Here is a 13,286-nt window from a genome sequence, read left to right on the forward strand (position 1 = left end):
GATACCGGTGGCATCCGGCGCGTCGAGCGGGGGCCGGGCCGGGCCGGAGCGGGCGCGCCGCGCTCCGCCGTTCCGGGGCCGGTGTGCCGGTGCGCGCCGCCGCGCCGGGCTCACCTCAGCGGCGTACCGTCCTCGTGCAGTTGCATCTGCGGTCGCCCGGTCACCAGCAGCCAGGCCGGCAGCGAGGCGATGCACAGTATCGGGAGCACGGCCGCGCCACTGACCAGCACCGCCGCGGTGAACAGGCTCAGCCAGCCCTGCCGGGTGACGGCCAGCAGTACGCCCAGCACCGCACATGTCACCGCGAGCGCGACCGGTACCGACGGGACCAGGGCGTGGGCGCAGAGCCCCAGTGCCACCCCCGCGAAGACGGAGGGGAAGATCCGTCCGCCCCGGAAGCCGCAGGTGGCCGCGATCAGCAGCGCGGCCGTCTTCACCACGGCCATGACCGCGAACTGCCCCGCCGACCAGCCGCTCGGGTCGGCGGCGAGCGTCCTCACCTCGTCGAGCCCCTTGAACAGGGTGAGATGGCCGCCCAGTACCCCGAGCAGGCCGAGCAGCAGTCCACCGAGGGCGAGTGCCGGGACAGGGTGCTTCAGTGCCCGGAAGAACCGGTGCGCGTAGGGGAAGGCGTACACCGCCGCCAGGCCCAGCACCGCGCCCGCCAGGGCGATGACGACCGAGGAGAGCAGATCGCCCCAGTGCGGGTGGGTGTACGGCGGCAGCGACAGGTCGAAGCTGGGCTGGGCCAGCAGCGTCATGGTGAGTGCGCCGGCGGTGCCCGCGGCGAGCGGGCCGAACAGCCGGTCCCAGAGCGCACCCGGCCCGGGGCGCGAGGCGAGCGTCTCGGAGAGGATCAGGGCGGCGGCGACCGGGGTGCCGAAGAGCGCGCCGATGGTGCCGGCCGCCGCCAGCGAGATCCACAGCTCCGCCGTCGTGCCGGGAGCGAACCGGCGGCCGAGCCAGTAGGCCAGGGCGATATTGGCGGCCGTGATCGGGTTCTCCGGGCCGAGGCTGATCCCGCCCGCGAGCGTGATGACGGTGACGAGCAGCAGTCCTGGCACCACGACCGGCGCGAGAGGCGGATCCACCAGGCCGGTCGTCGCCGGATCGGGACCGGCGCGACCGGGTACCACCCGGACGAGCAGCCCGACCACCAGCCCGCAGGCGGTGAGCATCACGATCGTCCAGAGCGGGGAGTAGCGGCCGATGGAGAGCGCGTCGGGGACCGTTCCCCAGAGCACGTCCTGAAGCTTCTCCGCGAGCAGGCTGATCCCGAGCAGGACGAGGGCCGAGGCGACGCCGACGGCGAGCGCGGGCACGATGGCGGGCAGCAGCCGGTGCACCGGGGTGGTCCCGGCGCCAGTGGTCCCGACGGGAGGGAGTTCGGCGGGCGGGGGAGGATCTGTGACCATCGGCTCACCATAACGGCGTAAAAGCCGCATACCCCCTCCCGTGGTGCCGGAGGCGGTGGTGTCCCGGGCTTGCACCTCACGTCACGTCAGGACTCAGGCTCGGTACGTACCGAGAACGGAGAAGGGAGCGGGGAGTCGTGGACTACTCCGTGGGACAGGTCGCCGGATTCGCCGGGGTCACGGTGCGCACCCTGCACCACTACGACGGCATCGGACTGCTCTCGCCCGGCGGGCGCAGCCACGCGGGCCACCGCCGTTACGACGACGCCGACCTCGACCGGCTGCAGCAGATCCTGTTCTACCGGGAGCTCGGCTTCCCGCTCGACGAGATCGCGGTACTGCTCGACGACCCGGCCGCGGACCCGCAGGAGCATCTGCGCCGCCAGTACCGGCTGCTGACCGGCCGGATCGCCGAGCTCCGGAAGATGGCGGCCGCCGTCGAGACAGCCATGGAGGCACGGAAGATGGGCATCAACCTCACGCCCGAGGAGAAGTTCGAGGTCTTCGGGGGCAAGGACCCCGAGGAGCACGCGGAGGAGGCCGAACGCCGCTGGGGCGGCACCGCCGCCCACGCCGAGTCGCAGCGCCGGGCCGCCCGCTACACGAAGGAGGACTGGAAGCGGATGCAGGCCGAGGTCGCCGACTGGAGCGCCGCCTACGACGCGCTGATGGAGGCCGGTGAACCGGCCACCGGTGAAAGGGCGATGGACCTCGCCGAGGCCCACCGGCTCCACATCACCGGGTGGTTCTACCAGTGCACGCCCGAGATGCACCGGGGGCTCGGCGAGATGTACGTGTCCGACCCGCGGTTCCGCGCGTACTACGAGTCGATGCGGCCGGGCCTGGCCGAACACCTGCGGGACGCGATCGACGCCAACGCGGAGCGCCTCTCGTAACCCGTGCACGCTCGGTCGGCACGGAGGCGGGGGCGCCCCCCGTCCCCGTGCCGACCGCCGCTCAGATCTTGCTGATCACGGCCGCCGTGCCGTACGCGCAGACCTCGGTGCCCACGTCGGCGGCCTCGGTCACGTCGAATCGCATCATCAGGACGGCGTTGGCGCCCCGTGCCCTGGCCTGTTCGACCAGCCGCTCCATCGCCTGGTTCCGGGTCTGGACGAGCGTCTTGGTCAGCCCCTTCAGCTCGCCGCCGATCATGGACTTCAGCCCGGCGCCGATCTGGCTGCCGAGGTGGCGGGAGCGCACGGTCAGGCCGAACACCTCACCGATCACCCGGGTCACCTGGTAGCCCGGCACGTCGTTCGTGGTGACGACCAGCACATCCGACTGGTCCGCCTGGCCGCCGCCGAAATCCTCGATACTCATCGTGTGGCACCTCCTGGAGAGAGCTTTGTCCCGGTTGGCCCGGTGCGTATTTTCGCGGGGGCCACTGGAACCCGGGGACGTCATTCTGCGTTGATAGCTTTGGGCGGCCACGCAGCCGCCATCGAACGATCCAGGAGCCCGGACCCTTGAATACGCTTGCGCTCGGACCGAGCTGGCTGGACCCGGACTATCTCATCAACACCTTCGGACTTCCCGGCGTCCTCCTCATCGTCTTCGCCGAGTCCGGACTGCTGATCGGCTTCTTCCTGCCCGGTGACTCCCTGCTGTTCACCACGGGGTTGCTGGTGACCACGGGCCAGCTGAAGTTTCCGCTCTGGCTGGTCTGCGCCCTGGTGGCGCTGGCGGCGATCATCGGCGACCAGGTGGGCTATCTCTTCGGCCGCAAGGTCGGCCCGTCGCTCTTCAAGCGCCCGGACTCCCGCCTCTTCAAGCAGGAGAACGTCGAGAAGGCGCACGAGTTCTTCGAGAAGTACGGGCCGAAGTCGCTGATCCTGGCCCGCTTCGTGCCCATCGTGCGTACGTTCACGCCGATCATCGCCGGTGTGAGCCGGATGAACTACCGCTCGTTCGTCACGTTCAACATCATCGGCGGGGTGCTCTGGGGCGTCGGGGTCACGCTGCTCGGCGCCGCACTCGGCAAGATCGAGTTCGTGCACCAGAACATCGAGGCGATGCTCATCCTGATCGTGCTCATCTCCGTGGTGCCGATCGCGATCGAGTTCCTGCGGGCCCGCTCCAAGTCGAAGAAGGAGGCGGCGGCGGTCGGCGGCGAGGGCCAGAGCCCGGTCACCGGCCAGCGCGGTCGCCACGCCAAGCGCTGACCCGGAGCCGGCATCCGGGTGCCGGCTCAGAAGCCGCGCGTCCGCTTGGCCGCGCGGCGGTTCGCCCCACCGACCGCCCCCGGCACCCGCATGAACAGCCGGGAGATCTCGCTTCCCAGGTTGACCCCGATCGCGATGGCCAGCGCCGTCGCGACCGCGGTCGACAACGAGACGAGCCCGGCGTTCACATTGCCCTGCGCCATACCCAGCAGACCGAAGTACGTGGCCGAGCCGGGCAGCAGCGGGCCGATCGCCGCCGTGATGAACGGCAGCGACGAGGTGTACCGGTAGCGCGCGAACAGCTGCCCGAACAGGCCCACCAGGCCGGCCGCCGTCGCCGTCGCCAGCACCGGTGAGATGTGGCCGGTCCTGGCCATCGCACCGAAGATCACCCACGCCACGGCGCCGTTGAGGGTCACCGCCAGCACCGTGGACCGGTCCTGCTGGAGCAGGATGGCGAACGCGAGACAGAGCGCCATCGACGCCAGGATCTGCACCACGGGCCGGTCGGGGGCGAAGAACCGGGTCCCGGGATTGAGCTGGGCACCCAGTTGAACGCCCAGATACAGCACGAGCAGCACGCCGACGACGATGCCGATGAACAGGTACATGACTTCGAGCAGGCGCGCGGCGGCGGTGATGTAGAAGCCGGTCAGCCCGTCCTGCACGCCCGCCACCAGCGCCCGCCCCGGCAGCAGTGCGAACAGCCCACCGGTGATGACCGCGGACGGCCGCACGTCCGACCAGTGGGTCAGCGTCAGCGCCACACCCAGCGCGGCGGGAGGCATCGCCGCCACCACGAACTGGTAGAACTCCGGCAGCCCCCGCCCGGCACAGAGCCAGGCGAGCCGGTCGCCGAGCATCGCGCCGATCGCGGCCACCACGAACACCAGCGCACCACCGCCGACCAGCACCGATGCCGCACCCGCGAGTCCGCCGCCGGCCAGCGTCAGCACCCAGCCGGAATACGGATGCCGATTGCGCCGGATCTCCGCGAGGCGCCGGTACGCGTCCTCCAACGTGACCTCGACATCCTCGGCGGTGATGTCGTCGATGAGCCGGAAGACGGCCGCCAGCCGGGTGTAGTCGGTACCACGACGGCGTACGGTACGGCTCGCCGTCACCGGGTCGTCGACGAGCGAGGGCTGGTGCGAGATCGACAGCAGGGTGAAGGTGACGGTGGGCTCGCTGCGGTCCAGACCGTAGCTGCGGGTCACCGCGAACATCGCCGCCTCGACGTCCTCGGCACCCTCGCCGCCGGCGAGCAGCAATTCGCCGATGCGCAGCGTCAGGTCGAGCACGCGCGGCACCGCGGGGCCCGCCTCGTCGGACTTCTGCACCGGCTCGGGCGCCGGGCGCTCGGCGACCGGCATCCGCAGCATCGTGCGCATCCGGTCCTGCCAAGGGGCCTCCTTGGTCAGCCGGATCATCGGGCTGCCGTGCGCCGGGGTGAAGGCGGGCGGTGAGTGCTGGGCGCTGTAGGTGCGCGGCGGGGCGAAGGCGGAGCCGATCGTGTCCGAGCCCGAGCCCTGACCGGAACCGGAAGCGGAGCCTGTTGCCGCCCCCTGGGGTTCGGTCGTCAGACCAGCCGGAATGGCAAACTCCGATGTCGGCTGGTCGTCCTCGGACGCGGACGTCCGCCGTCCCACCCCGGTCGGCGGGACGAAGGCACTGCGCGCCTCGTCGGACTGGGGCTTCTGGTCCTCCGGACCGCCCGGTTCCGCCACCACTCGGCCTCGCTCCTCATCAACTGCGCGTCTTCGATTGCGCTTGTGCCCAGTATGGCCACGGACAAGTACGCGGAGGCGAGGCGGGCGGAATCACGGGGCGCACGGACCCGCGGGGCGGGCCGGTACGCGGTCCGGACGGGTGGTCGCGCGGAACGGGCGCGGCACATGGAAAACGGGCGGCACTCCAGGGAGAGGAGTGCCGCCCGGTTCCAGCACGGAACCGTAAACGGAACCGTGCGAAGTACCTCGGCCGGAATCCGGCCGTGACCCTCGGGTCAGTGCGCGCCGCCCTGCGCCTCAAGACGCTTGTAGGAGGCCTCGATCTCGGCCTCGGCCTCGGCGCGGCCGACCCAGTCCGCGCCCTCGACGGACTTGCCGGGCTCCAGGTCCTTGTAGACCTCGAAGAAGTGCTGGATCTCCAGGCGGTCGAACTCCGACACGTGGTGGATGTCGCGCAGGTGCTCCACCCGGGGGTCGGAGGCCGGCACGCACAGCAGCTTGTCGTCGCCGCCGGCCTCGTCCGTCATCCGGAACATGCCGATGGCGCGGCACTTGATGAGGCAGCCGGGGAAGGTCGGCTCGTCCAGGATGACCAGCGCGTCCAGCGGGTCGCCGTCCTCGCCGAGGGTGTTCTCGACGAAGCCGTAGTCCGCCGGGTAGCTGGTCGAGGTGAAGAGTCGACGGTCCAGGCGGATCCGACCGGTCTCGTGGTCCACCTCGTACTTGTTCCGCGAACCCTTCGGGATCTCGATGGTGACGTCGAACTCCACGGGTGGCTCCTCCATGATCAACACATACGACTGGTGATTAAGTGTCCCCCACGCAGATGTGTGCTCGCGAAAGGGGCTGGTCAACGGTGGACGAGCCGGTGAAGAGACCGTCGGTCGACCCGCTGGACAAACTGAGCAGGCTCACCCGGCAGAGTGGCGTGATCAGGTTGAGGGGACTGAGCGATCGGCAGTTCATGGCCGTCTCCGCGGGCCTCGGCCTGGCGCTCGCAGCCGGCGTCGTCCTTGCCGCCGGCCCCTGGGACTCGGGTCAGCGTAAGGCCGAGCAGGACTGGGCGGCCGCCCGGATCCGTACAGGTGGCGCAGATCACGGATCCGGCACACCGTCCGGACCGGAACCCGCGCCCAGCGCCCCGGCCGTCCTCCAGCCCCTCTCCGCCGCGGTCGACAACTCCGCCCCGGACGCGCGCGACACCCCGAACGGCGCGGCGGCCGCCCTCCGCGCCACCCTCGGACCGCTGCTGAGGGCCCCCGCCCTGGGGACCGTGCGCAGCGCCGTCGTCATCGACACCGCGACCGGCGAGCGGCTGTACGGCCAGGGTGCCGACACGCCCATGACGCCCGCCTCCACGATCAAGATCGCCACCTCGGCCGCCGCGCTGAGCGCGCTCGGCCCCGGTCACCGCATCGCCACGACGGTCAGGGCGTCCCCCGACTCCCGCGGTCTCACCCTGGTGGGCGGCGGCGACCCCACCCTCGACAAGGCCGCTCTGCGCGCCCTGGCCGCCGACACCGCCCGCGCCCTGAAGGACCGGGGTGTGACATCGGTCCGCCTCGCGTACGACACCTCCCGCTACTCCGGCCCCGCACGGCACCCGATCGGCCCCAACGAGAACATCGCCCCCGTCAGCGCCCTGATGACCGACGAGGGCAGGCTCGACAGCAGCGACAGCGGACCCGCCCCCCGCAGCGACGACCCGGCCGGCGACACCGCCCGGACCTTCGGCGAACTGCTCCACGACGCCGGGATCGCGACCCGGTCCGACCCGGTGCGCGGCCGCCCGGCCGCCAAGTCCCGGACGGTCGCCACGCATCTGTCGGTCCCGCTCTCCGCCCTGGTTGAGCGGGCCCTGACCAACAGCGACAACGACATCGCCGAGGCACTCGCCCGGCAGACCGCCCTGGCCACGGGCGAACCGGCCGACTTCGACGGCGGCCGGCGGGCCGTCACCGCACGGCTCAAGAAGCTCCGCCTGCCGCTGACCGGTGCGAACCTGGCCGACGGCAGCGGGCTGAACCGCAAGGACAAGGTGACCGCCGGACTGCTGGCCGGGCTCCTCGCCCGTGCCGCCGATCCGGACCACCCCGAACTGCGCCCGATCCTCACCGGCCTCCCCGTGGCCGGCTTCACCGGCACGCTCAGCGGCCGTTACGACGAGAAGTCCGAGGGCACCGGCCTGATCCGGGCCAAGACCGGAACCCTCACCGGCGTGAACTCCCTCGCCGGGACGGTCGTCGACCGGCGGGGCCGACTGCTCGCGTTCGCCTTCCTGGCATCCGGTACGACATCCCCGTCCGAGGCCCAGTCCTCCCTCGACGCCCTCGCCACCGGCCTCAGGTCCGTCCGGTGACGGCCGGGGCACCGCGCCGCGTCACCGGAACGCCTCCGGCGCACGGGCGTTTCGCGCCCCGTGCGGATCCCGTACCCGGGCACTCCCCGGCTTCCTGCCTGTCCGGTGCGTGAGCGCCGCTCCGCCGTGCGGCGCACCGCCTCCGGCGCCCCGCGCGGATCCGTCGGAGGGCACCGGACCACCCTCGCCGCCGGTACCCGGTGAGCCGGTCAACACCACACCGCGGACGGAGCCGAGCACGTACGGTTGACGCATGACGAGCATCGGTGGTGCCGAGATGGTCGACTGGAATCTCGCGGTCGCGACCGCGACCCGACTTGTGCGGCCGGGGCCCGAGATCAGCCGCGAGGAGGCCCGCGAGGTCGTCGCGGAACTGCGTCGGCATGCCAAGGCCGCGGAGGAGCACGTCCGTTCCTTCACCCGGATGATCCCCGAGGGGACCGAACCGGAGGACACCCCGGTCCTGATCGTGGACCGGGCGGGCTGGATCAAGGCCAATGTCGCGGGTTTCCGTGAACTGCTCCGGCCCCTGCTGGGCAAGATGCAGGACCGGCGTGGCAACGGGCCCGGCGGCGCCGTGCTCGGCGCGGTCGGCGGCAAGGTGACCGGTGTCGAGGTGGGGATGCTGCTGTCGTTCCTGGCCTCCCGGGTACTCGGTCAGTACGAGACGTTCGCCCCCGCCCCCCGTGACTTCCCGGCCTCGGCCGACGGCGGCGGCAGGCTGCTGCTCGTCGCCCCGAACATCGTCCACGTCGAGCGCGAGCTGGAGGCCGACCCGCACGACTTCCGGCTCTGGGTCGCCCTCCACGAGGAGACCCACCGCACCCAGTTCACCGGCGTGCCCTGGCTCCGCGACCATCTGCAGGGCGAGATCCAGTCATTCCTCGAAGAGACCGATGTCGACCCGGTGACCGTGCTGGAACGGCTCCGCGAGGCCGTCCAGTCCCTGGCCGGGGGCCGTCCCGAGGGAGAGAACGGCGAGGACGGCGGCCGCAGCCTCGTCGAACTCGTCCAGACGCCCGCCCAGCGCGAGATCCTCGGTCGGCTCACCGCCGTGATGTCCCTGCTCGAAGGGCACGCCGACTACGTGATGGACGGCGTCGGCCCCGAGGTCGTCTCCTCGGTCGGCGAGATCCGGGAGAAGTTCCAGCAGCGCAGGGCGCGCGGTGCGAGCCGCCTCGACCAGGCGCTGCGCAAGCTCCTGGGTCTCGACGCCAAACTGCGCCAGTACCGGGACGGCGAACGATTCGTCCGTGCCGTGGTCGACGAGGTCGGCATGGACGGCTTCAACCGGGTCTGGACCTCGCCGAACACCCTCCCGACCAAGGCGGAGATCGCGAAACCGACGGACTGGATCGCGAGGGTGCACCGTAAGGCAGAGTCCTGACCGCGACGGGCCCGACGGCGGACGACAGGACGAGAACGCGCCGGTAATCACCCATCCGAGGGACCGTAGGGGCATGGGAAGGCGTGCAATGCTCGATGGACGGCTTGCCTCTGTCACCATCGACGCACTCTGAGTGACGGCACTCTCCCGTCCCGGCACTCCGAGGAACCTCCCCCCCGAACTTCACGAAGGGCACCGGACATGGGTCCCCATCCTGCGGTCGCGGCGATACGCCTGGCGGTCCGCCGCGTACTCCACGACGTACTCACCGAACACACCCGGCGCACCCCGCACCCCGAGCTCGCCGAAGCCGGTGCGGGCAGGCAGCGCGCCCCGCTCCCCGACCGCCCGGACGCCCCACTCGTGCTGGTGGCATGCTCCGGCGGCGCCGATTCCATGGCACTCGCCTCCGCCCTCGCCTTCGAGGCCCGCAAGCTCGACGTCCGGGCCGGTGGCATCACCGTCGACCACGGTCTCCAGGCCGGATCCGACGCCCGGGCCGCCGAGGTCGTCGACCGTCTCGCCGCCATGCATCTCGACCCGGTCGAGTCCGTCGCCGTGCAGGTCGGCCAGGAGGGCGGCCCCGAGGCCGCCGCCCGCGACGCCCGCTACGCCGCGCTGGACGCGGCGGCCGAACGGCACGGCGCCGCCGCCGTCCTGCTCGGCCACACCCGTGACGACCAGGCGGAGACGGTGCTGCTGGGACTGGCCCGCGGCTCCGGCATCCGCTCGCTCTCCGGCATGGCCGCCGCGTCGGGACCGGCCGGCCGCTACCGCCGCCCCTTCCTCCAGCTCGACCGCCAGACCGCCCGCAAGGCCTGCCTCGTCCAGTCGCTGCCCGTCTGGGACGACCCGCACAACATCGACCCCGCCTACACCCGCTCCCGACTGCGTCACGAGGGTCTGCCCGCCCTGGAGAAGGCGCTGGGCAAAGGAGTCGTCGAGGCTCTCGCCCGTACGGCGCAGCTCTCCCGCGACGACGCCGACGCCCTGGACACCTGGGCCGCCGAGGCCGACCGCACCGTGCGGGACGACGCGGGCCGACTGGAGTGCGCCAAGCTGTACGCGCTGCCGCCGGCCGTGCGCCGTCGGGTGCTGCGCCGGGCCGCCATGGAGGCGGGTTCCCCGCCCGGTTCCCTCTTCGCCCGCCACATCGAGGAAGTCGACCGTCTGATCACCGGCTGGCGCGGCCAGCGGGCCATCAACCTGCCCGGCCGCGTCGAAGCCAGGCGGCAGGGTGGCAGACTGGTGATTCGGCAGAGCTGAAGCACGAGCGGCTGACATGCAGGCGAGCGGCCGCGCAGGGCCGGGACACCCCGGACCCGGCAGGCAAAGAAAGAGACGCGGGTGAACGAGAAGGACATGGGCACCGACCTTCAGTCGGTGCTCCTCACCAAGGAAGAGATCGACGCGAAGCTCGTCGAGCTGGCCGCGAAGATCGACGCGGAGTACGCGGGCAAGGACCTGCTCATCGTCGGCGTCCTCAAGGGCGCAGTGATGGTGATGGCGGACCTGGCGCGTGCGCTGTCCACCCCCGTCACCATGGACTGGATGGCCGTCTCGTCGTACGGCGCGGGCACCCAGTCCTCCGGAGTCGTCCGGATCCTCAAGGACCTGGACACCGACATCAAGGGCAAGCACGTCCTGATCGTCGAGGACATCATCGACTCGGGCCTGACCCTGTCCTGGCTGATGTCGAACCTCGGCTCGCGCGAGCCCGCGTCCCTGGAGATCTGCACCCTGCTGCGCAAGCCGGACGCGGCCAAGGTCGCGCTCGACTGCAAGTGGGTCGGTTTCGACATCCCCAACGAGTTCGTCGTCGGATACGGGCTGGACTACGCGGAGAAGTACCGCAACCTCCCCTTCGTCGGCACGCTCGCCCCGCACGTCTACGGCGGCTGACCGCCTCCCGGTCCCGAGGGCCGGCCCGACCGGGGCGGGGCGCCGGGAACCTTTTACCGGATTCCCGCCGTTGAGCATTCGAAGGCAGGTTTTGACAGACGTCCCCGGCGGTCGCGGGTGACAATGCTGGGGTACCGTCCGAAGAACAGTCTTTTCTCACAGCAGCATTTACCTACGGGCAGGAGGGACGGGGCGTCATCGCCCCGTATGGATGGACGTGAAGCGATACTTCCGTGGGCCGGTCATGTGGATCGTGCTGGCCGTCCTCGCCGTGGTCGTGTTGATGCAGGTCGTCGGCTCGTCAGGCGGCTACAAATCGGTGGACACCGGCAAGGTGATCCAGGCGATCAGCAAGGACCAGGTGGCGCAGGCCAAGCTGACCACCGGTGACGAACAGATCATCAAGATCGAGTTGAAGAAGGACCAGAAGCTCTCGGGCGAGTCCGGCAGCAAGTTCCAGGCGAGCTACATCGGCGACCAGGGTGTCCAGCTGGCCGACACGCTGCAGCAGAAGTTCGAGAGCGGCAAGATCGACAAGGGCTACACCGTCTCGCCGTCGAAGCAGTCCCCGTTCATCTCGATCCTCCTCTCGCTGCTGCCCTTCGTCCTGATCGTGGTCGTCTTCCTGTTCCTGATGAATCAGATGCAGGGTGGCGGCTCCCGGGTCATGCAGTTCGGGAAGTCCAAGGCCAAGCTGATCACCAAGGACACCCCGAAGACGACGTTCGCCGATGTGGCGGGGTCGGACGAGGCCGTCGAGGAACTCCAGGAGATCAAGGAGTTCCTCCAGGAGCCGGCGAAGTTCCAGGCCGTCGGTGCCAAGATCCCCAAGGGCGTCCTGCTGTACGGGCCTCCCGGTACGGGCAAGACGCTGCTCGCGCGCGCCGTCGCGGGCGAGGCGGGCGTCCCGTTCTACTCGATCTCCGGTTCCGACTTCGTCGAGATGTTCGTCGGTGTCGGTGCCAGCCGGGTCCGTGACCTCTTCGAGCAGGCCAAGGCGAACGCCCCGGCGATCGTCTTCGTCGACGAGATCGACGCCGTCGGCCGGCACCGCGGTGCCGGAATGGGCGGCGGCCACGACGAGCGCGAGCAGACGCTGAACCAGCTGCTCGTCGAGATGGACGGCTTCGACGTGAAGGGCGGCGTCATCCTGATCGCCGCCACGAACCGGCCGGACATCCTCGACCCGGCGCTGCTGCGTCCGGGCCGCTTCGACCGGCAGATCGCGGTCGACCGGCCGGACATGCAGGGCCGTCTCGAGATCCTCAAGGTGCACCAGAAGGGCAAGCCGGTCGCGAAGGACGTCGACCTCGGCGCCGTCGCCCGCCGTACGCCCGGCTTCACCGGTGCCGACCTGTCGAACGTGCTGAACGAAGCGGCGCTCCTCACGGCGCGCGGCAACCAGAAGCTCATCGACAACAAGATGCTCGACGAGGCCATCGACCGCGTCGTGGCGGGCCCGCAGAAGCGGACCCGGATCATGTCCGAGAAGGAGAAGAAGATCACCGCGTACCACGAGGGCGGACACGCCCTGGTCGCGGCGGCTTCCCCCCAGGCGGACCCGGTCCACAAGATCACGATCCTCTCCCGCGGCCGCGCCCTCGGTTACACGATGGTGCTCCCGGAGGAGGACAAGTACTCCACGACGCGCAACGAGATGCTCGACCAGCTGGCCTACATGCTGGGCGGGCGCGCGGCCGAGGAGCTGGTCTTCCACGACCCGACCACCGGTGCCGCGAACGACATCGAGAAGGCCACGGCAACGGCCCGCGCGATGGTCACGCAGTACGGCATGACGGAGCGGCTCGGCGCGATCAAGTTCGGCGGCGACAACACCGAGCCCTTCGTGGGCCGGGAGATGGGCCACCAGCGCGACTACTCGGAAGAGGTCGCGGCCCTCGTCGACGAAGAGGTCAAGAAGCTCATCGAGACCGCGCACAACGACGCGTGGGAGATCCTCGTCGAGAACCGCGACGTGCTGGACGCCCTCGTTCTCCAGCTCCTGGAGAAGGAGACGCTCGGCAAGGAGGAGATCGCCGAGATCTTCGCCCCGATCGTGAAGCGCCCGGCCCGTCCGGCCTGGACCGGTTCCGCCCGACGCACCCCGTCGACGCGGCCGCCGGTGCTCTCGCCGAAGGAGCTCGCCCTCACCAACGGCGCCACCACGGCGAACGGCTCGGTCGTCCCCACGGACACCGTCCCGGCCACCGAGGTGATCCCGGAGGAGCGCCCGGAGAACTGATCCGCGACCCCGGTGTGGCCCCCGTCACGGGGCCGCACCGGGCCCGGAATGGATGCCGCGCCTCCGCAGGTTCTAGCCTGTGGGGG

Annotated in this window: 11 protein-coding genes; 7 read left to right on the forward strand and 4 right to left on the reverse strand. The window is 70.7% G+C overall.

Annotation, left to right across the window (positions count from 1 at the left end):
- Positions 1 to 110 precede the first annotated feature (110 nt).
- Complete coding sequence (locus tag ACIRP2_RS19570) at positions 111 to 1,415, reverse strand: ion channel protein (protein WP_404251809.1); 1,305 nt, start codon at positions 1,413 to 1,415, stop codon at positions 111 to 113.
- Between the two features lie 137 nt (positions 1,416 to 1,552).
- Here ACIRP2_RS19570 and ACIRP2_RS19575 point away from each other — a divergent pair, with 137 nt between their 5' ends.
- Positions 1,553 to 2,311, forward strand: a complete 759-nt coding sequence (locus tag ACIRP2_RS19575; protein ID WP_404251811.1) for a MerR family transcriptional regulator — start codon at positions 1,553 to 1,555, stop codon at positions 2,309 to 2,311.
- A 61-nt stretch (positions 2,312 to 2,372) separates the two neighbouring features.
- Here ACIRP2_RS19575 and ACIRP2_RS19580 read toward each other — a convergent pair whose 3' ends face one another.
- On the reverse strand, positions 2,373 to 2,738 hold the full coding sequence (locus ACIRP2_RS19580; RefSeq protein ID WP_376211244.1) for a YbjQ family protein: 366 nt from the start codon (positions 2,736 to 2,738) through the stop codon (positions 2,373 to 2,375).
- Positions 2,739 to 2,884: 146 nt separating this feature from the next.
- Here ACIRP2_RS19580 and ACIRP2_RS19585 point away from each other — a divergent pair, with 146 nt between their 5' ends.
- Positions 2,885 to 3,580 carry a DedA family protein gene (locus tag ACIRP2_RS19585; RefSeq protein ID WP_404251813.1) on the forward strand — a complete coding sequence of 232 codons (696 nt, stop codon included), beginning with the start codon at positions 2,885 to 2,887 and terminating at the stop codon, positions 3,578 to 3,580.
- A gap of 26 nt (positions 3,581 to 3,606) precedes the next feature.
- Here the strand turns inward: ACIRP2_RS19585 and ACIRP2_RS19590 are convergent, their stop codons facing one another.
- Together ACIRP2_RS19590 and ACIRP2_RS19595 are read right to left on the reverse strand one after the other, a co-directional pair.
- Positions 3,607 to 5,310, reverse strand: a complete 1,704-nt coding sequence (locus ACIRP2_RS19590; RefSeq protein ID WP_404251815.1) for a threonine/serine exporter ThrE family protein — start codon at positions 5,308 to 5,310, stop codon at positions 3,607 to 3,609.
- 275 nt (positions 5,311 to 5,585) lie between these two features.
- Positions 5,586 to 6,080: an inorganic diphosphatase gene (locus ACIRP2_RS19595; RefSeq protein WP_003968257.1), complete on the reverse strand. Its 495-nt coding sequence runs from the start codon at positions 6,078 to 6,080 to the stop codon at positions 5,586 to 5,588.
- Positions 6,081 to 6,166: 86 nt separating this feature from the next.
- On the opposite strand from ACIRP2_RS19595, the gene dacB reads away from it, so the two are divergent.
- The 5 genes from dacB (at position 6,167) to ftsH (ending at position 13,200) form a co-directional block, all read left to right on the forward strand.
- Positions 6,167 to 7,669 carry a D-alanyl-D-alanine carboxypeptidase/D-alanyl-D-alanine-endopeptidase gene (gene dacB, locus ACIRP2_RS19600; RefSeq protein ID WP_404251817.1) on the forward strand — a complete coding sequence of 501 codons (1,503 nt, stop codon included), beginning with the start codon at positions 6,167 to 6,169 and terminating at the stop codon, positions 7,667 to 7,669.
- Between the two features lie 253 nt (positions 7,670 to 7,922).
- Positions 7,923 to 9,056, forward strand: coding sequence for a zinc-dependent metalloprotease (locus tag ACIRP2_RS19605; protein WP_404251819.1), 1,134 nt, complete (start codon positions 7,923 to 7,925; stop codon positions 9,054 to 9,056).
- A 201-nt stretch (positions 9,057 to 9,257) separates the two neighbouring features.
- Positions 9,258 to 10,322 (forward strand): tRNA lysidine(34) synthetase TilS, encoded by a 1,065-nt coding sequence (gene tilS, locus ACIRP2_RS19610; RefSeq protein ID WP_404251821.1) that lies wholly within the window; start codon positions 9,258 to 9,260, stop codon positions 10,320 to 10,322.
- Positions 10,323 to 10,418: 96 nt separating this feature from the next.
- Positions 10,419 to 10,958: a hypoxanthine phosphoribosyltransferase gene (gene hpt / locus ACIRP2_RS19615; RefSeq protein ID WP_072487175.1), complete on the forward strand. Its 540-nt coding sequence runs from the start codon at positions 10,419 to 10,421 to the stop codon at positions 10,956 to 10,958.
- A 211-nt stretch (positions 10,959 to 11,169) separates the two neighbouring features.
- Positions 11,170 to 13,200: an ATP-dependent zinc metalloprotease FtsH gene (ftsH, locus tag ACIRP2_RS19620; RefSeq protein WP_404251823.1), complete on the forward strand. Its 2,031-nt coding sequence runs from the start codon at positions 11,170 to 11,172 to the stop codon at positions 13,198 to 13,200.
- Positions 13,201 to 13,286: the final 86 nt, after the last annotated feature.

Source organism: Streptomyces sp. NPDC101194 (assembly GCF_044767885.1).
Taxonomy (GTDB): Bacteria; Actinomycetota; Actinomycetes; order Streptomycetales; family Streptomycetaceae; genus Streptomyces.